15 protein-coding genes and 1 riboswitch are annotated in these 17931 nt (G+C 74.6%); of the genes, 11 read left to right on the top strand and 4 right to left on the bottom strand.

What is annotated here, in order from left to right:
* Positions 1–141: 141 nt before the first annotated feature.
* Together ypfJ and OHA91_RS28515 are read left to right on the top strand one after the other, a co-directional pair.
* Positions 142–1032: a KPN_02809 family neutral zinc metallopeptidase gene (ypfJ, locus tag OHA91_RS28520; protein WP_328740268.1), complete on the top strand. Its 891-nt coding sequence runs from the start codon at positions 142–144 to the stop codon at positions 1030–1032.
* A 62-nt stretch (positions 1033–1094) separates the two neighbouring features.
* A complete protein-coding gene (locus OHA91_RS28515) occupies positions 1095–1490 on the top strand; it encodes a VOC family protein (protein WP_030849654.1) in 396 nt (131 codons plus the stop codon).
* Between the two features lie 66 nt (positions 1491–1556).
* Here OHA91_RS28515 and OHA91_RS28510 read toward each other — a convergent pair whose 3' ends face one another.
* Complete coding sequence (locus tag OHA91_RS28510) at positions 1557–2981, bottom strand: hypothetical protein (RefSeq protein ID WP_381629040.1); 1425 nt, start codon at positions 2979–2981, stop codon at positions 1557–1559.
* Positions 2982–3097: 116 nt separating this feature from the next.
* Complete coding sequence (locus OHA91_RS28505) at positions 3098–4228, bottom strand: alpha/beta hydrolase family protein (RefSeq protein WP_328740266.1); 1131 nt, start codon at positions 4226–4228, stop codon at positions 3098–3100.
* 309 nt (positions 4229–4537) lie between these two features.
* On the opposite strand from OHA91_RS28505, the gene OHA91_RS28500 reads away from it, so the two are divergent.
* The 7 genes from OHA91_RS28500 (at position 4538) to OHA91_RS28470 (ending at position 13162) form a co-directional block, all read left to right on the top strand.
* Positions 4538–5806 (top strand): inorganic phosphate transporter, encoded by a 1269-nt coding sequence (locus tag OHA91_RS28500; protein WP_031149035.1) that lies wholly within the window; start codon positions 4538–4540, stop codon positions 5804–5806.
* Positions 5807–5838: 32 nt separating this feature from the next.
* The gene (locus OHA91_RS28495) at positions 5839–6060 is read left to right on the top strand and encodes a hypothetical protein (RefSeq protein WP_030849642.1); all 222 of its coding nucleotides are present in this window, start codon (positions 5839–5841) and stop codon (positions 6058–6060) included.
* A gap of 156 nt (positions 6061–6216) precedes the next feature.
* Positions 6217–6302: riboswitch (cobalamin riboswitch) on the top strand.
* Between the two features lie 58 nt (positions 6303–6360).
* On the top strand, positions 6361–7317 hold the full coding sequence (locus OHA91_RS28490; protein WP_031149036.1) for a cobalamin biosynthesis protein: 957 nt from the start codon (positions 6361–6363) through the stop codon (positions 7315–7317).
* Positions 7314–8834, top strand: coding sequence for a cobyric acid synthase (locus tag OHA91_RS28485; protein ID WP_031149037.1), 1521 nt, complete (start codon positions 7314–7316; stop codon positions 8832–8834). The genes OHA91_RS28490 and OHA91_RS28485 overlap by 4 nt, the downstream gene beginning before the upstream one ends.
* Positions 8835–9012: 178 nt before the next feature.
* A complete protein-coding gene (locus OHA91_RS28480; RefSeq protein WP_031149038.1) occupies positions 9013–11139 on the top strand; it encodes a putative cobaltochelatase in 2127 nt (708 codons plus the stop codon).
* A complete protein-coding gene (gene cobO, locus OHA91_RS28475; RefSeq protein WP_031149039.1) occupies positions 11139–11738 on the top strand; it encodes a cob(I)yrinic acid a,c-diamide adenosyltransferase in 600 nt (199 codons plus the stop codon). Before OHA91_RS28480 ends, cobO begins: the two co-directional genes overlap by 1 nt.
* The gene (locus tag OHA91_RS28470; protein ID WP_328740265.1) at positions 11732–13162 is read left to right on the top strand and encodes a cobyrinate a,c-diamide synthase; all 1431 of its coding nucleotides are present in this window, start codon (positions 11732–11734) and stop codon (positions 13160–13162) included. The genes cobO and OHA91_RS28470 overlap by 7 nt, the downstream gene beginning before the upstream one ends.
* An 11-nt stretch (positions 13163–13173) precedes the next feature.
* Here the strand turns inward: OHA91_RS28470 and OHA91_RS28465 are convergent, their stop codons facing one another.
* Positions 13174–13899, bottom strand: a complete 726-nt coding sequence (locus OHA91_RS28465) for a ZIP family metal transporter (protein WP_031149041.1) — start codon at positions 13897–13899, stop codon at positions 13174–13176.
* A gap of 132 nt (positions 13900–14031) precedes the next feature.
* Here OHA91_RS28465 and cobC point away from each other — a divergent pair, with 132 nt between their 5' ends.
* Together cobC and OHA91_RS28455 are read left to right on the top strand one after the other, a co-directional pair.
* Entirely contained in the window at positions 14032–15453 is a 1422-nt protein-coding gene (gene cobC, locus OHA91_RS28460) for an Rv2231c family pyridoxal phosphate-dependent protein CobC (protein ID WP_266502312.1), read from the top strand.
* Positions 15454–15602: 149 nt separating this feature from the next.
* On the top strand, positions 15603–16844 hold the full coding sequence (locus OHA91_RS28455; protein ID WP_328740264.1) for a CapA family protein: 1242 nt from the start codon (positions 15603–15605) through the stop codon (positions 16842–16844).
* 100 nt (positions 16845–16944) lie between these two features.
* On the opposite strand, the gene OHA91_RS28450 is transcribed toward OHA91_RS28455, so the two are convergent.
* Positions 16945–17907, bottom strand: a complete 963-nt coding sequence (locus tag OHA91_RS28450) for an SCO1860 family LAETG-anchored protein (protein ID WP_031149044.1) — start codon at positions 17905–17907, stop codon at positions 16945–16947.
* Between the last annotated feature and the right edge of the window lie 24 nt (positions 17908–17931).

Genomic DNA, 17931 nt, shown 5'->3' with positions numbered 1-17931 from the left:
GCGCTCCACTCCCCCCGTCCCCCGTTCGGCCCAGGCACCCCCGGGGAGGGGCCGAGGCGCGTATCGGGATGAACAGGTTGATACTCGCCGCAGGGGCGGCCACGCGGCCGCGCCTGCTCCATGGATCGAGGGCGGTGCGGGATGCAGTTCGACGACAACGCCAATCTGGACACGTCCGAGGTCAAGGACGTGCGTGGCAGTCGCATCCCGGGCGGTAAGGCCACCATCGGCGGCGGCCTCGTCGGCATCCTCGCGCTCATCATGGGCCTGCTCTTCGGCGTGGGGCCGGAGCAGCTGGGGCTGTCCTCGGGGGACGAGGAGCCGGCTCCCGCCGCGTCCTCCGTCAACCAGGTCCAGCAGGCGTGCCGGACGGGGCAGGACGCGAACGCGCGCGAGGACTGCCGGCTGGTCGCGGTGGTCAACAGCACCCAGGACTTCTGGCGGCAGGAGTTCACGCGGCGCGGGGGCCAGTACAGCCCGGCGTCGACGGTCTTCTTCACCGGCCGGGTGAACACCGCCTGCGGAGCCGCCACCGCGGCCGTGGGCCCCTTCTACTGCCCCGCCGACCGGCAGGTCTACCTGGACCTGGGCTTCTTCGAGGAGCTGCGGACCAAGTTCGGCGCGAGCGGCGGCCCCTTCGCCCAGGCGTACGTCGTGGCCCACGAGTACGGGCACCACATCCAGAACCTGACCGGCACCCTCCAGCGGGCCCAGGACGGGCGGCAGGGCGCGAACAGCAACGCGGTCAAGGTGGAGCTGCAGGCCGACTGCTACGCGGGGGTGTGGGCGCACAACGCGACGCGGACCCCGGATGAGTCCACGGGGCGGCCCCTGATCACCACGCTGACCGACCAGGACATCAGGGACGGGCTGGACGCGGCGGCCGCGGTCGGCGACGACCGGATCCAGGAGAAGTTCCAGGGCCGGGTGACCCCGGAGTCCTGGACGCACGGCTCGGCCGAGCAGCGCCAGCAGTGGTTCTACCAGGGCTACCGGACCGGCGACATGGCCCAGTGCAACACCTTCCGCTGACCGTCGGCGGCGCCTGCCATGCTGTGTGACGCGGGTCACCGTCACGAGAGGGAGTGATCGTCATGGCAGGCGTTCCGTCCATCTGTCCCACGCTGGTCTACCGCGACGCGAAGGCGGCGATCAAGCTGCTGACCGAGGCCTTCGGCTTCAGCCAGGTCGCGGTGTACGAGGGGGACGACGGCTCGGTGGTGCACGCGGAGCTGGCGTACGGCAACGGTGTGGTGATGCTGGGCAGCAAGGGCACCGGCGGGGCCTTCGACAAGGCCATGGAGGGCGCCGGCCCCTCGGGGGTCTACGTCGTGGTCGACGACGTGGACGCCCACCACCGGCGGGCCGTCGAGCACGGTGTGGAGATCCTGATGGGGCCCACCGACCAGGACTACGGCTCCCGCGACTACATGGCCCGGGACGGCGAGGGCAACATCTGGAGCTTCGGCACCTACGCGCCGCAGGCCTGAGAGCCGCGGGACGTGCGCGCCGCGGATCCGGTCGGAGCCGCGGCGCGTACGCGCGTAGCGCGGGTGTCAGGCGCCGCCGGTGTGGACCTGGAAGGCGGCCCGGCGGACCGCCTTGGCCAGGGCCGGGTCCGGGTGGGCGGCGGCCAGCGCGACCAGGACCTGCACGGTGCGCGGATGGCCGACCGCGCGGACCTCGTCCAGCAGCCGGGGGACGGTGGTGCGGACGGCCGAGTCCAGGTGGCGGGCCAGCAGCTCGGCCTCGCCGTGGTCGGCGATGGCGGCGGCGGTGTCCACCCAGAGCCAGGTCGACTCCTCCGCGGTGAGCACGTCCTGCGCCTCGTCGGGGTCGACGCCGTCGTGCACGGCGAGCCAGAGCAGCGCGTACGGGCGCAGCGCGGGCTCGCGCACGGCGGCGCGCACCTCGGGCTCCGCGGGGGCGCCGACCACGCGCAGCGCCTCGAAGGCGAGGCCGCGCAGCAGGGCGTCCTCGCCGCGGGCGGCCTGGAGGAGCTCGGCGACGGCGTGGCCGACGGGCCGGGCGGCGAGCCAGGCCTGGTACTCGGCGCGGGCCGGTCCGGGGGTGAGCCGCGCGCAGCCGTGCAGCATGGCGGCGGCGGACTGCTCGATGTTCCCGGCGGGGCTCTGCGCCGCGACGCAGATCTGCTCCAGCTTGACCCACACGGCCCAGCTGCCGAGCGGGGTGAGGGTGGCCCGGGCGGGTCCTAGGGTCACCGCGTCCACGGCGGCGAGGCCGCCGAGCGCCCAGCGCAGCAGCCGGGCGAGCGGGACGGGGCGGGACTCGGCGGAGCCGGCCGCGGAGGTCAGCGCCGTCGCGGGCTCGGCCTCGTAGGGGATCTCGCAGCGCTCGTCGCGCAGTTCGGTGACGCGCTGGCCGAGCAGGTCCAGCAGGTCGGGGACGGTCACCGGGCCCGCGGACAGCTGGAGCAGGGAGAGCAGCTGGGGCATGGCCTCGACGACCTCGGCGACGGCCTCGGGGGCGATGTCGGCGGGGGCCGGGTGGACCAGCGACCAGGCGTCGAAGAGGGCGACCCAGCCGCGCAGTACGGCGGTGTCGTCGCGGTCCCAGGCGCGCAGCCGCCAGCCGGGGCGGGCGTGGCCGCCGTGCACCTCGACCAGGCCGGCGAGGCGGGCGCGGTCCCAGCCGACCCTGATCTGGCCGTGCGTCAGTCCCAGCTCGTCGGCGGCGCGTTCGACGTCGGCGGCGGGCAGGGCTCCCGTGGGGGCGGGCCGGCCCCCGTCCACCGCGCCGAGGTTGCGTTCCGCCCAGCGGGTCAGGCGTACGGCGTCCGCCAGCGAGGCCCGGGCCCGGTTCGCGAGGTCGGCGGTGGCCGGGGTGCCCGCCGGAGGGCGCGGGGCGGGGCGGGTGCGGCGGTCGGTCACCGCCTTGCGTGCCGCGGCGACGGAGCGCGGGGAGACGAGTCGGAGTCTGGAGTCGCGAGCCAACTGCTCATCAGGCTTTCGGGACGTCACGGAAGCAGTCTCGCCCGTCACTGGCCGAAAGCCCAAACGGAATCGGCTCCTTCCCCACCCGCCCCCGGGGCAGACCGGGACAACCCGCCCGCAGGGCCCGGTCCGTCACACGGCCTTCACATCAAAGGGGTGAGGAAGCGGCGCAGGGCTTCCTCGTATCCGGCGGGATCGGCGTTCCACATCGCCCCGTGCCCGGCCTCCCGCACCGTGTGCAGGGTGATCAGGTCGGGGCGGGCGGCGGCGAGCCGCTGGGAGGGCTGCCAGGGGGCGAGCGTGTCGTCGGGGCCGTGGAAGATCAGTACGGGGGCCTTCAGCGCTCCGGGGTCGGCGCCGGGCGGCAGCCGGTCGGCGCGCAGCCCCGCGCGGCCCTCGGCGGCCCGCACGGCCAGCGGCAGCACCAGGGCCGGGGTGCGGCGCGCCGCGGCGAGTGCGCGCAGGGTGGTGTGCCAGTCGAGCACGGGCGAGTCGAGCACCAGGCCCGAGATCCGGTCGGCGAGCGCCGAGCGCTCGACGGCGCGCAGGGCCATGGTGGCGCCGGTGGACCAGCCGTGCAGGATCACGCGCCGGGCGCCGTAACGCAGGGCGTAGCGAATGGCGGCGTCCAGGTCCCGCCACTCGGATTCGCCTAGGTGGCCGAGGCCGTCGGGGGGTTCGGGGGCACCGAGGTCGCCGCGGTAGCCGAGGTCCAGGACGGGCAGCCGGTGGCGGTGCAGGAAGGGCATGACCACCATCGGGTGCTCGCGGCCGGCGCCGAGTCCGTGCACGGTGATCACCCAGGTGTCCCGGGCGGCGGGCACGAACCACGCGGGCAGGGCGCCGAGCTCGCCGGGGACGTCCACGTCTGCGTGGTCGAGCCCGAGTGCGGTGCGCGGATCGCCGATGTGGACCTGGGGGGTGAGGGTGACCCGGGTGCCGGGGTCGAGGCTGCCGTGGGTGACGGAGAGGAGCCGGCGCACGACGGTGTCGGGGTCGTGGGCGGCGTCCGGGAGCACGGGCCCGACGACGGCGTGCACACCGGGCGCGGTCAGGCCGTACACGCCGGGGCGCAGGGAGGCGAGCGAGCGGGTGAGGGCGATCCTGCCGTCGCCGGCGGAATGGACGCTCAGCCGCGGTCCGCCGGGGAGCGGAGCGCCGGGCCGGGGGCGCAGGGCGGCGTCGGCGGCGTACCGGCCGGCCGCCACGGCGGCCGCGCCCGCCCCGAGGAGGGTCGTCGTGACGGCCGCTGCCGTCGCTGTCACGGTACGCACCGTTCCAGTGTGGTCGCGCAGAGTCCGGCGAGCCACCGGAGGTGACCCTTCCGGGTCTACGCGGGGAGAGTGATCTGGGTCTCTTTCGAGGGACGCCAGGGGTGGCGGCGTGCGCCGCCGGGGACGGGCGGAGGGGTTCATTCACCCGGCTTTGGCCTGCGTTAATGCCGAAATCTACGTAAGAATCAGGACGAATGTCCCGATCGCGCCCCGTGCCCGTACACCGCTCCGCCGGAGCCAGTTCACCTTCCGTTCATCCAGGTTGCCTACGTTCACCGAGCCACTGACGCCAAACAGAAGCCTGGGTAAATGGAGCACATAACGCTTCTCCTCGGGATCGTGATCATCACCGCTCTCGTGTTCGACTTCACGAACGGTTTTCACGACACGGCCAACGCGATGGCCACCACCATCTCGACCGGCGCCCTCAAGCCCAAGACCGCGGTGGCCATGTCCGCCGTGCTCAACCTCGTCGGCGCGTTCATGTCCGTGGAGGTCGCCAAGACGATCTCCAAGGGCCTCGTCAACGAGGAAGGCATCCAGCCAGAGGTGATCTTCGCCGCGCTGGTCGGCGCGATCCTCTGGAACCTCGTCACCTGGCTGGTCGGACTCCCGTCCAGTTCCTCCCACGCCCTGATGGGCGGCCTGATCGGTGCCGCTGTCGCCTCCGCCGGCATCGGCGCGGTCAACGGCGGGGTCGTCGTGACCAAGGTCCTCATCCCCGCGATCGCCGCCCCGCTGGTCGCCGGCATCGCCGCGTACCTGGCCGCCAAGCTCACCTACAAGCTGGGTGACAAGGTCGGCGAGAAGACCTCCGCCAAGGGCTACCGCGCCGGCCAGATCGCCTCGGCCGGCCTGGTCTCCCTCGCGCACGGCACCAACGACGCGCAGAAGACGATGGGCATCATCACCCTGGCCCTCATCGCCGGCGGCGCGCTCGCGCCCGACGCGAACCCGCCGGTCTGGGTCATCGTCTCCGCCGGTCTGGCCATCGCGCTCGGCACCTACCTGGGCGGCTGGCGCATCATCCGCACCATGGGCAAGGGCCTGACCGACCTGCAGCCGCAGCAGGGCTTCGCCGCCCAGACCTCGGCCGCGTCCGTCATCCTCGCCTCCTCGAACCTGGGCTTCTCGCTCTCCACCACCCACTCGTGCTCCGGTGCGGTCATGGGTGCGGGCCTGGGCCGCAAGGGCGGTGTGGTCCGCTGGTCCACCGCGACCCGCATGTTCGTCGCCTGGGGCCTGACCCTGCCGGCCGCCGCGCTGGTCTCGGCCGGTGCCGAGCTCGTCATGCGCGCCGGTGACATCGGCATCGCCGCCGTCACCGTCTTCCTGGTCGGCTCCTGCCTGGCCATCTGGCTCATCTCTCGCCGCCAGGTCGTCGACCACCACAACGTCAACGACGTCGAGCAGGCGGACGCCGAGGAGCCGGGCGTCGTCACCACGGCGATCGCGGCCGTCACCGTCCCGCCGACCGTCGCCGCGGCCGGCACCATCGCCGCGGTCACGGACGAAGACCTCAAGGCCACCATCCCGGCCGCGACGCAGACCCCGGCGGCTCCGGCCGCCACGGTCTGACCGAGACAGAGACACACAGAGGAATCGGCAGTATGAAGATCGACTGGGAAGCGCTCGGCTCCGTCTTCGGGGTCAGCCTCTTCGCCACCGTCGCCCTCGTGGCCCTCTTCACCCTGGGCCTGGTGGGCCTGTCCAAGCACGAGGCCGCCACCGAGCAGGGCGGCACCGCCACCCTGGCCCGCAGCGGCGCGTACCTGTGCTTCGCGCTCGTCGCGGCGGCCGTGACGTACGGGATCTACCTGATCGTCGCCTGATCCCCGCAGCAGCGCGGGCAAGGCGTGAGGCTCCCTCCGGGTTCGTCCCGGGGGGAGCTTCCGCATCTCCCGACCCTGCCGCGCCGCAGGTCAACGGCGAGTTGACGGGCCTTCCGGGTGCGTGGTGGACTGCCCGAGCCAATACGGCGGCATGGAGAGGAAGTCCGGTGCGAATCCGGCGCGGTCCCGCCACTGTCACCGGGGAGCGCACGCCGCGCGTGCGCCCCGGGAGCCAGGAACTCTCGCCGCCGGACACGTCGAACCAGGGCGCGGACCCTGAGTGAGGACATACCTGCCACCATGCGTGCCGATCGCGTCTTCGCGTACGGCGCCACGGCGGGCCTGATCGGCGACCGGATCCTCGGTGATCCCCGCCGAGGGCACCCCGTGGCCGCCTTCGGACGAGCCGCCGCCGCAGTCGAGCGCTCCCTGTGGCGTGACGACCGCGGCCGGGGCGTCCTGCACACCCTGCTGTGCGCCGGGGGCGCGGCCGTCGTCGGCGCGCTGGGCGCCCGCTCTGTGCGCTCCCGCCCCGCGGCCGCGCGTATCGCATTGACCGCCGCCGCCACCTGGGCCGTCGTGGGCGGCACCTCGCTGGGCCGGGAGGCCCGTGCCATCGGCGGCGCGCTCGCCGCCGGGGACGTCGAGGTGGCCCGCGAGCGGCTGCCGCACCTGTGCGGCCGCGACCCGCATTCCCTGGACGGACAGCAGATGGCCCGGGCCGTCGTGGAGTCCGTCGCCGAGAACACCTCCGACGCGGTGGTCGGGGCCCTGGTGTGGGGCGCCGCCGCCGGGGTCCCCGGACTGCTGGCGTTCCGCGCCGTCAACACGCTGGACGCGATGGTCGGCCACAAGTCCCCCCGCTACCTGCGCTACGGCTGGGCCTCCGCCCGGCTCGACGACCTCGCCGGCTGGCCCGGCGCCCGGCTGACGGCCCTGGCCGCCGTGGTGGCCGGCCCCGACCGGCGCGGAGCCGTGCGCGCCTGGCGCGCGGACGCCGCCGCGCACCCGAGCCCGAATGCCGGTCCCGTCGAGGCCTCCTTCGCCGGGGCGCTCGGCGTCAGACTGGGCGGGACCCTGGCCTACGGCGGCCGGGTGGAGCACCGGGCCGTGCTGAACGGCGGGGCGGGGCGGCCGGTGGAGGTCGCGGACATCGAGCGGGCGGTACGGCTGTCGCGGCAGGTGACGTGGCTGGCCCTGGGCGCCTGCGTGGCCACCCGGCTGCTGCTGGCACGAGCACGAGGGGGACGCGCATGAGCGGCACGAGGCGCGGCGGGGGCCTGCTGGTCGCGGGCACCACGTCGGACGCGGGCAAGAGCGTGGTCACAGCGGGCATCTGCCGCTGGCTGGCCCGCCAGGGCGTGAAGGTGGCGCCCTTCAAGGCGCAGAACATGTCGCTGAACTCCTTCGTCACCCGGGAGGGCGCCGAGATCGGGCGCGCCCAGGCGATGCAGGCCCAGGCGGCCCGCGTGGAGCCGACCGCGCTGATGAACCCGGTGCTGCTCAAGCCCGGCAGCGACCGCAGCAGCCAGGTCGTACTGCTGGGCAAGCCCGTGGGCGAGATGAGCGCTCGCGGCTACCACGGCGGGCGCCAGGAGCAGCTCCTCGGCATCGTCACGGACTGCCTGGAGCAGCTTCGGGGCACGTATGACGCCGTGATCTGCGAGGGGGCCGGCAGTCCGGCGGAGATCAACCTGCGCCGGACCGACATCGTGAACATGGGCATCGCGCGGGCCGCGCGCTTCCCGGTGGTCGTGGTCGGCGACATCGACCGCGGCGGGGTCTTCGCGTCCTTCTTCGGGACGACGGCGCTGCTCTCCCCGCAGGACCAGGCGCTGATCGCCGGGTACCTGGTCAACAAGTTCCGCGGCGACGTGTCGCTGCTGGAGCCGGGCATGGAGATGCTGCGCGGCCTGACCGGTCGGGCGACCTACGGGGTGCTGCCGTTCCAGCACGGGCTGGGCATCGACGAGGAGGACGGCCTGCGCGTCTCCCTGCGGGGCGCCGTCCGCGAGTCCGTGGTGGCGCCGCCCGTGGGCGAGGACGTGCTGCGGGTCGCCGTGTGCGCGGTGCCGCTGATGTCGAACTTCACGGACGTCGACGCGCTCGCGGCCGAGCCGGGGGTCGTGGTGCGCTTCGTGGACCGCGCCGAGGAGCTGGCCGACGCGGACCTGGTCGTCGTACCGGGCACCCGCGGCACGGTGAAGGCACTGGCGTGGCTGCGCGAACGAGGGCTGGCGGACGCGCTGGCGCGGCGGGCCGCCGAGGGCCGGCCGGTACTGGGCATCTGCGGCGGCTTCCAGGCCCTGGGCGAGCACATCGAGGACGACGTCGAATCGCGGGCGGGCTCGGTGGAGGGCCTGGGGCTGCTGCCCGTACGCGTCCGCTTCGAACGGGAGAAGACCCTGGCGCGGCCGGTCGGCTCGGCGCTCGGGGAACCTGTCGAGGGGTACGAGATCCACCACGGGGTGGCCGAGGTCCTGGGCGGGGAGCCGTTCCTGGACGGCTGCCGGGTCGGTGCGGTGTGGGGTACGCACTGGCACGGCTCGCTGGAGTCGGACGGCTTCCGCCGGGCGTTCCTGCGGGAGGTGGCGGCGGCCGCCGGACGGCGGTTCGTACCGGCCCCGGACACCTCCTTCGCCGCTCTGCGCGAGGAACAGCTCGACCTGCTGGGCGACCTGATCGAACAGCACGCGGACACGGACGCGCTGCTGGGCCTGATCGAAGCCGGCGCCCCGGCCGGCCTCCCGTTCCTCCCTCCGGGCGCGCCGTGACGCGCCCCGCCCCGCGGGCGGCTCTCCCCCGCCCCGCCCCTACCCGAAACCGGGCTCTGCCCGGACCCGCGCCCCGATCGCCGGCGAGGCTGGGATCTCAGCCCCGCCGGCGATCGGGGCGCGGGGTCTGGGGCGGCGCCCCAGTAACGGTCCGCACCTTCCAAGGAGTGAGCAACGCATGAGCACGCCCTATCCGTTCACCGCGGTGGTCGGCCAGACCGACCTGCGGCTGGCGCTCCTGCTGAACGCCGTGAGCCCGGCGGTCGGCGGTGTGCTCGTACGCGGCGAGAAGGGGACCGCCAAGTCCACCGCCGTGCGCGCGCTGTCGACGCTGCTGCCGCAGGTCGACGTCGTGCCCGGCTGCCGCTTCTCGTGCGCGCCCGTCGCGCCGGACCCGGACTGCCCCGACGGTCCGCACGAGGCCGGCCCCGGCGGCGCCCGGCCGGCCCGCATGGTGGAGCTGCCCGTCGGCGCCTCCGAGGACCGCCTCGTCGGCGCCCTCGACATCGAACGGGCCCTCGCCGAGGGCGTGAAGGCCTTCGAGCCGGGGCTGCTGGCCGACGCCCACCGCGGGATCCTCTACGTCGACGAGGTCAACCTCCTCCACGACCACCTGATCGACCTGCTGCTGGACGCCGCCGCGATGGGCGCCTCGTACGTGGAGCGCGAGGGCGTCTCGGTCCGGCACGCGGCCCGGTTCCTGCTCGTCGGCACCATGAACCCGGAGGAGGGCGAGCTGCGCCCGCAGCTCCTCGACCGCTTCGGGCTGACCGTGGAGGTCGCCGCCTCCCGCGAGCCCGCCCAGCGGGTGGAGGTCGTCCGCCGCCGGCTCGCCTACGAGGACGACCCCGCGGGCTTCGCCGCCCGCTGGTCGGGGGACGAGCACGAGGTCCGCGCCCGGGTCGTGGCCGCGCGGGCGCTGCTGCCGCAGGTCCGCCTCGGCGACAACGCGCTCCTGCAGATCGCCGCGACCTGCGCCGGCTTCGAGGTCGACGGCATGCGGGCCGACATCGTGATGGCGCGGACCGCGACCGCGCTGGCCGCCTGGGCGGGCCGGACGACCGTGCTGAAGGAGGACGTACGGCAGGCCGCCCTGCTCGCGCTCCCCCACCGGCGGCGCCGCAACCCCTTCGACGCGCCGGGCCTGGACGAGGACAAGCTGGACCAGATCCTCGACCAGTTCCCCGACGAGGAGCCGCAGGACGAGCCGGACCCGGAGCCGGACCCCGGTACCGACCCGGAGCCCGACCCGGACGGGGGCCCCGAGAACCCGCAGGGCCCGGACGACGGCGGCGGCCCCGACGGCGGCGGTGTGCCCCCGCAGGGCGGCGGACCCCAGGACGCGCAGCACCCGGCGGAGCCCGCCGAGGCTCCCGCGGACGCTCCGGAAGGCGCCCCGCAGTCCCCCGCCCAGGAGGCCGGCGGGCCCGAGCAGGCCGCCGTACGGGCGGCCGAGCCGTTCCGGACCAAGATGCTGAGCGTTCCGGGGCTCGGTGAGGGCGCCGCAGGGCGGCGTTCGCGCGCCCGCACCGCGCACGGCCGCACCACCGGCGCCCAGCGCCCCCGCGGCCAGCTCACGAAGCTGCACCTGGCGGCCACCGTGCACGCGGCCGCCCCGCACCAGAAGGCGCGCGGCCGCACCGGGCGCGGCCTGGTGATCCGCAAGGACGACCTGCGCCAGGCCACCCGTGAGGGCCGCGAGGGCAACCTCGTCCTCTTCGTGGTCGACGCCTCCGGCTCCATGGCCGCCCGGCAGCGGATGAGCGCGGTCAAGGGCGCCGTGCTGTCGCTGCTCCTGGACGCCTACCAGCGGCGGGACAAGGTCGGACTGATCACCTTCCGGGGCGCCGCCGCCGAGCTGGCGCTGCCTCCCACCTCCTCGGTGGACGCGGCCGCCGCCCGACTGGAGAAGCTGCCCACCGGCGGCCGCACCCCGCTCGGGTCCGGGCTGCTGAAGGCCCGCGAGGTGCTGCGGATCGAGCGGCTGCGGGATCCGAGCCGCCGTCCGCTGCTGGTCGTGGTCACCGACGGGCGGGCCACCTCGGCCGGGGCCGTCGGCGGCGACCCGCGCGAGCTGACGGCGCGCAGTGCCCGGCTGCTGGCCGCCGACGGGGTCGCGTCCGTCGTCGTGGACTGCGAGTCGGGGCCGGTCCGGCTGGGACTGGCCGGGGCTCTGGCCGCCGACCTCGGCGGGCCGGCCGTCACCCTAGACGGGCTGCGGGCCGACTCCCTGGCCGGACTCGTGAAGGACGTACGTACCGCAGTGACAACTCCCGCCACCCACACCACCAGGAGGGCCGCGTAATGCCTCAGGGACAGCCGTCCGTCGTTCCGGACGACGGGCTCACCACGCGCCAGCGCCGCAACCGCCCGCTCGTCTTCGTCCACACCGGACCCGGCAAGGGCAAGTCCACGGCCGCCTTCGGGCTGGCGCTGCGCGCCTGGAACCAGGGCTGGCCGATCGGGGTGTTCCAGTTCGTCAAGTCGGCGAAGTGGAAGGTCGGCGAGGAGAACGCGCTCAAGGTGCTCGGCGCCTCCGGCGAGGGCGGCACCGTCGTCTGGCACAAGATGGGCGAGGGCTGGTCCTGGGTCCAGCGGGACGCGCAGCTCGACAACGAGCAGGCGGCGAAGGAGGGCTGGGAGCAGGTCAAGCGCGATCTGGCCGCCGAGACGCACAAGCTGTACGTGCTCGACGAGTTCGCGTACCCGATGCACTGGGGCTGGATCGACGTCGACGAGGTCATCGAGGTGCTGCGGAGCCGTCCCGGCACCCAGCACGTGGTGATCACGGGCCGCAACGCGCCGGAGAAGCTGGTGGAGTTCGCGGACCTCGTCACCGAGATGACGAAGGTCAAGCACCCGATGGACGCCGGCCAGAAGGGCCAGAAGGGCATCGAGTGGTGACTTCGTTCGACGTTCCCCGGCTGGTCGTCGCCGCGCCGTCGTCCGGCAGCGGCAAGACCACCGTGGCCACGGGCCTGATGGCGGCCTTCGCGGAGTGCGGCCTCGCCGTGTCCCCGCACAAGGCCGGGCCCGACTACATCGACCCCGGCTACCACGCGCTGGCCACCGGCCGGCCGGGACGCAACCTCGACGCCTTCATGTGCGGGCCGGAGCTGGTCGCTCCGCTGTTCGCGCACGGGGCGGCCGGGTGCGACCTGGCCGTGGTCGAGGGCGTGATGGGGCTCTACGACGGGGCCGCGGGCCGGGGCGAGCTGGCATCGACGGCGCAGGTGGCGAAGCTGCTGCGGGCGCCGGTGGTGCTGGTGGTCGACGCCTCCTCGCAGTCGCGGTCGGTGGCGGCGCTGGTGCACGGCTTCGCCTCCTTCGACCCGCAGGTGCGCCTCGGCGGCGTGATCCTCAACAAGGTCGGCTCCGACCGGCACGAGGTGATGCTGCGGGAGGCCCTGGAGGAGGCGGGGATGCCGGTGCTCGGTGTCCTGCGGCGGGCCCCGCAGGTGGCCACGCCCTCGCGCCACCTGGGGCTGGTGCCGGTGGCCGAGCGGCACGCCGACGCGCTGGCCGCCGTGGCGGCGCTGGCCGAACAGGTGCGGGCGGGCTGCGACCTGGACGCGCTGATGGCGCTGGCGCGGACGGCCCCGCCGCTGTCCTGCGAGCCGTGGTCGCCACATGCGGCCCCGCCGGCGTTCGAGGCGCGGGGGTCCGGGGGCGGCGCCCCCGGCGCGTCCGCACCGGTCATCGCGGTCGCCGGCGGGCCCGCGTTCACGTTCTCGTACGCCGAGCACTCCGAGCTGCTGCGCGCCGCGGGGGCGGAAGTCGTCACCTTCGACCCGCTGCGGGACGAGGCACTGCCCGAGGGGACCGGCGGCCTGGTGATCGGCGGCGGCTTCCCGGAGGTGTACGCGCCCGAGCTGTCCGCCAACGGGGCGCTGCGCCAGGCCGTTTCCGCGTTCGCCGCGGCCGGCGGTCCGGTGGCGGCCGAGTGCGCCGGGCTGCTGTACCTGGCGCGGTCGCTGGACGGCAAGCCCATGTGCGGGGTGCTCGACGCGGACGCGCGGATGTCGGAGCGGCTGACCCTCGGCTACCGCGAGGCGGTGGCGGTGTCCGACAGCTCGCTGGCGGCGGCCGGTACCCGGCTGCGCGGGCACGAGTTCCACCGGACGGTGATCGAGCCGGGCGCCGGGGCCGCTCCCGCATGGGGGTTCACGCATCCCGAGCGCCGGGTCGAGGGCTTCGTCCAGGAGGGTGTGCACGCCAGCTATCTGCACACGCACTGGGCGGCGGAGCCGTCCGTCGCCCGCCGCTTCACCGAGGCCGCGGCCGCGCGGACGGCGGCCGTGCGGGAAGCCGCGGCAGCACGGCGGTGAACCCTGTCGGCTCACTCCGCGATGCCCACCACCAGCCAGATCCCGGCCACCCCGCCCACCGTGCACATCAGCGTGGACAGGGCGGGGTGCTTGTGGTGCGCCTCGGGCAGGATCTCGGCGGCCGCGAGGTAGAGCAGCAGGCCTCCGAAGAACCCGAGGTACGCGCCGAGGGGTTCCTCCGGAAGGGTGAAGAGCAAAGTGGACGCGGCGCCCACCACCGGGGCGACCGCGTCCGCGAAGAGCATCATCAGGGCCTTGCGGCGGTCGTTGCCGTAGAGGCTGGTGAGCGTGTACGTGTTGAACCCGTCGGCGAAGTCGTGGGTGATCACGGCCAGCGCCACGGCCACGCCCATCCCGCCGCCGACCTGGAAGGCCGCGCCGAGCGCCACCCCGTCGGCGAGGCTGTGGCCGACCATCGCGGAGGCCGCGGTGAGCCCGACCTCCGGGACGCGCGCACCGTTCTCGGCGCCGTGCGCGGCCTGGCGCACGGCCAGCAGCCGTTCGACGACGTGGGCGACCAGGAAGCCGGCCACGAAGAGGAGCAGGGCGAGCGGGACGCCGAAGACCTCCCTGCCCGCCGCGTGCAGGGCTTCCGGGAGCAGGTCGAGGCCGACGACGCCGAGCATCAGGCCGCCCGCCAGGCCCAGCACGAGGTGGCGGCGGTCGGTGACGCGCTGCGCCGTCCAACCGCCCAGCAGGGTCATCAGGAACGCGCCCAACGCCACGATCACGGCCATGTGCCCCTGAATACAGATTCCTCGGCCCGCGCGCACGTCCGTGTCGGGGCGGTCGGCGTAGCGGTGTTGACGAATGAATGACCGGTGTCGGGTGATGTGCCGGTGACGGTGACTACGGAGGGAGGCCCCGAGGTGGGCGAGTACACGACGCGGCTGGTGGTCGGGGTCGGCGGCCGTGCGGGGGTCTCCGTCGAGGAGGTCTGCGCCCTGGTCGAGGAGACGCTGCGGGGCGCCGGACTGGCCGCGGAGGCGGTCACGGCGCTGGCCACGGTGGACTCGAAGGCGGCCGAGGCGGGGATCGCCGGCGCGGCGGAACGTTTCGGCGTGCCCGTCCTCGGCTATCCCGCGGACCGGCTGGCCGCCGTCGCCGTACCGCACCCCTCGGAGGCGGCGCGGGCCGCGACCGGGACTCCCTCGGTGGCGGAGGCCGCCGCGCTGATGGCGGGCGGGGAACTCCTCGTGCCCAAGCGGCGTTCGCTGTCCGCGACCTGTGCGGTGGCCACGGCCGAGGCGCACGACCTGCGCCACCACGGGGACGCCGAGGTGGTGGACGCGGGCTCCGCCCTGGTGGACCTCGCGGTCAACGTACGGGCGCACACGCCCCCGGAGTGGCTCAAGCAGCGGATCGCCGCCTCCCTCGGGGACCTCGCCGCGTATCCCGACGGGCGGGCCGCCCGCGCGGCGGTGGCGGCCCGGCACGGCCTGCCGGCCGAGCGGGTGCTGCTGACGGCCGGGGCGGCGGAGGCCTTCGTGCTGATCGCGCGGGCCCTGGGCGCCGTACGGCCGGTCGTGGTGCATCCGCAGTTCACCGAGCCGGAGGCGGCCCTGCGGGACGCCGGCCACCGGGTCGAGCGGGTGGTGCTGCGGGCCGCGGACGGGTTCCGGCTCGATCCCGCGGCCGTGCCGGAGGACGCGGACCTGGTGGTCATCGGCAATCCGACCAACCCGACGTCCGTCCTGCACCCCGCGGCGACGCTGGCGCGGCTGGCCCGGCCGGGCCGGATCCTGGTGGTGGACGAGGCGTTCATGGACGCCGTCCCGGGCGAACGGGAGGCCCTCGCGGGCCGGACGGACCTGCCGGGGCTGGTGGTCCTGCGGAGCCTGACGAAGACGTGGGGTCTGGCGGGGCTGCGGATCGGCTACGTGCTGGCCGAGCCCGAGGTGATCGCGAAGCTGGCGGCGGCGCAGCCGCTGTGGCCGGTGTCCACGCCCGCCCTGGTGGCTGCCGAGGCCTGCGTGGCTCCGACGGCGCTGGCCGAGGCGGAGGAGGCGGCGCGGCGGATCGCGGTGGACCGGGCGCATCTGCTGGCGGGGCTCGCGGAGTTCGACGAGGTGGAGGTCGCGGGCGTGGCCGAGGGGCCGTTCGTCCTGATCAAGGTGGCGGACGGAGCAGAGGTCCGCACCCGGCTGCGGGCCCTGGGCTTCGCGGTCCGGCGAGGGGACACCTTCCCCGGGCTGGACCGGACCTGGCTCCGGCTGGCGGTGCGCGACCGGGCGACGACGGGGCGGCTGCTGCAGGCGCTGGACCGCGCCCTCGCCCTGACCTCCCGCTGACCTCACGCTTCTTTTTCCTCCCCTTCCCTGACCTGCAAGTTTTCGGGGGTTCCAGGCTCGGATTCACTCGAACGGCCCACCTACGATGGCTGCGGGGGCGGGGCCGTTCGAGGATCCCCGCATCGGTTCACGAACAACGGGGGTCGGGAATGAAGGCATCCGCCGCTACAGGCGCAGTGCTGGCCGCACTGGTGGTCGCGGGCGGCGCGCTGTACGCCGTACCGCAGCTGCTCGACAGGGGCGGCGCGCCCGCCGCGCAGCAGCAGCTGGGGGGCGAGCCGGGCCAGGGCGGGACGTCCCGGCCGGCGGCCCCCGCCGCTCCCGCCGTCCCCGCGGGGCAGCCGTTCACGCTGGTCGCGACCGGGGACATCATCCCGTACCCGTCGATCATCCAGCGGGCGGGGGACGACGCCGACGCGGCAGGGGAGTACGACTTCCGGAAGATACTCGCCGGGGTCAAACCCCTGGTCTCCGCCGCCGACCTGGCGATATGCCACCACGAGATACCGTACGGGCGCCCCGGCGGCCCCTACACCGGCTACCCCGCCTTCAAGGCCCCGCACCAGCTGGCGGACGCGCTCAAGGACGCCGGGTACGACGGGTGTTCCACCGCCTCGAACCACACGCTGGACGACGGCTACCAGGGCCTGGCCCGCACCCTGGAGCACCTCGACCGGGTCGGCATCCCGCACGTCGGCTCGGCGCGCAGCGCGGAGGAGGCCAAGGCGCCGGCCCTGCTCTCCGCGGGCGGCGCGAAGGTCGCCCAGTTGTCGTACACGTACGGCACGAACGGCATCCCTCTCCCCCAGGACAAGCCGTGGGCGGTGAACCTGATCGACAAGGACCGGATCATCGCCGACGCCCGCGCGGCCCGGGCGGGCGGCGCGAACGTGGTGGTGCTCAGCGTCCACTGGGGCACCGAGTGGCAGACGGCGCCCGACGAGCAGCAGAAGGAGTTGGCGCAGGCGCTGACCGCCTCCCGCTCGGCCGACGGCCTCCCCGACATCGACCTGATCATCGGCACGCACAACCACGTGCCGCAGCCCTACGAGAAGATCAACGGCACCTGGGTGGTCTTCGGCATGGGCGACCAGGTCGCCAGCTTCGTCCCGGCCGACAAGCTGCGCGGCAACCAGTCATCGGTCCCCCGCTTCACCTTCGCCCCGGCGGCGGACCGCCCGGGCCGCTGGGAGGTGGTGAAGGCCGAGTACCTCACGCAGTACTCGGACATGGGCCCGCCGTTCCGCGTCGTCTGCGCCTCCTGCGCGGCCTCGGACGAGGCGCTGCCGGCCGCGAAGCGCGACGAGTACGCGCGGATCGACCGGCAGGTCACCGACGCCGTGCTGTCGCGGGGCGCGGGCGGGCAGGGGCTGGCCCACGCCACCCGTTGAGCACTCCCCTCCGATGTGCTCGCCGGGTGGCGGGGGTCCGCACGCGGCCGCGCCGCACGGCGGGCCGGGGGCACGGGCTGGCCGGGGCCGCCCGGCGGCCCTACTGGGTCTTGCCCCGGCGGGTCAGGAAGAGCGCGCCGCCGCCGAGCGCGAGCAGGGTCAGCGCACCGCCCGTGATGTAGGGGGTGAGCGAACCGCCGCCGGTCTCGGCCAGGTTGGCGTCCGCGGTGCCCGAGCCGCTGCCGCCGGAACCGGCGGTGGTGCCCGAACCCGCGGTGGTGCCGCCGGTGCCCGTCCCGGTCTGGGTCTTGATGTCGGGCTGCTCGGGCGCCTTCGTCGTCGGGGCCGAGCCCTTCGGGGACTCGCAGTGCGCCTCGGCCAGCACGATCTCGCCGTCGACCTGTGCCACGTTCAGGTTCAGCGGGTTCACGGCCACTTTCAGGCGGAGCGCGGCTGCGGCGGCCGTGGTGGAGGTGGTCTCGGTGCTGGACAGCTCCAGGCTGACCATGCCCACGCCCGGGACCTCGACCTTGGTGGGGCCGCCCGCCGACAGGGTGACCTTCTTGCCGAGCGCGGTCACCGTGCCGAGGACGTTCGCGCTGGCCACCGGCTTCTTGCCGGCTTCGCAGACGGCCTTGGAGGTGACCTTCTCCACCTCGATCAGCGAGAGCAGCGGCAGCCCGGGCACGTGCACGCGGGCCTTGGCCAGGTTCGCCTCGGCCTCCGCCTTCGTCTTGTCCGCGGTGGCCTTGGAGGTGGCGACGTCCGCGCGCAGGACGCTGACCGGCCTGTTCCCCTCCACCCCGTCCAGTGTGACGGTCAGCGCCGTCTTCTCGGCCTTCGCGGGGGCGCTGACCTCGTTGAGGGTCGCCTTCAGCGGGACGTGCACGGTCTTGTTGAGCAGGCCCACGTCCAGTCCGGTGCGCAGGACCACGGCACCGGACTTGCCCTCTCCGCCGGCGGGGGTGCCTCCCGTGGCGGAGGCGGGCGGTGCGGTGAGCAGGACGACCGCTCCCGTGGCGAGCAGAACGGCCGCGGGCATGCGGAAGGTGTTGCTGTTCAAGGTGGTGGAACCCCCGGGGAGTTG

It is taken from the genome of Streptomyces erythrochromogenes (assembly GCF_036170895.1).
GTDB lineage: Bacteria > Actinomycetota > Actinomycetes > Streptomycetales > Streptomycetaceae > Streptomyces > Streptomyces erythrochromogenes.
Note: the sequence above shows the minus strand (reverse complement) of the source record. Positions and strands in the feature narration are given on the sequence as shown.

Excerpts from the sequence above, each read along its gene's own strand:
- ypfJ (WP_328740268.1), top strand. The coding sequence starts at position 142 with ATGCAGTTCGACGACAACGCCAATCTGGACACGTCCGAGGTCAAGGAC.
- OHA91_RS28515 (WP_030849654.1), top strand. The coding sequence starts at position 1,095 with ATGGCAGGCGTTCCGTCCATCTGTCCCACGCTGGTCTACCGCGACGCG.
- OHA91_RS28500 (WP_031149035.1), top strand. The coding sequence starts at position 4,538 with ATGGAGCACATAACGCTTCTCCTCGGGATCGTGATCATCACCGCTCTC.
- OHA91_RS28495 (WP_030849642.1), top strand. The coding sequence starts at position 5,839 with ATGAAGATCGACTGGGAAGCGCTCGGCTCCGTCTTCGGGGTCAGCCTC.
- OHA91_RS28490 (WP_031149036.1), top strand. The coding sequence starts at position 6,361 with ATGCGTGCCGATCGCGTCTTCGCGTACGGCGCCACGGCGGGCCTGATC.
- OHA91_RS28485 (WP_031149037.1), top strand. The coding sequence starts at position 7,314 with ATGAGCGGCACGAGGCGCGGCGGGGGCCTGCTGGTCGCGGGCACCACG.
- OHA91_RS28480 (WP_031149038.1), top strand. The coding sequence starts at position 9,013 with ATGAGCACGCCCTATCCGTTCACCGCGGTGGTCGGCCAGACCGACCTG.
- cobO (WP_031149039.1), top strand. The coding sequence starts at position 11,139 with ATGCCTCAGGGACAGCCGTCCGTCGTTCCGGACGACGGGCTCACCACG.
- OHA91_RS28465 (WP_031149041.1), bottom strand. The coding sequence starts at position 13,899 with ATGGCCGTGATCGTGGCGTTGGGCGCGTTCCTGATGACCCTGCTGGGC.
- OHA91_RS28455 (WP_328740264.1), top strand. The coding sequence starts at position 15,603 with ATGAAGGCATCCGCCGCTACAGGCGCAGTGCTGGCCGCACTGGTGGTC.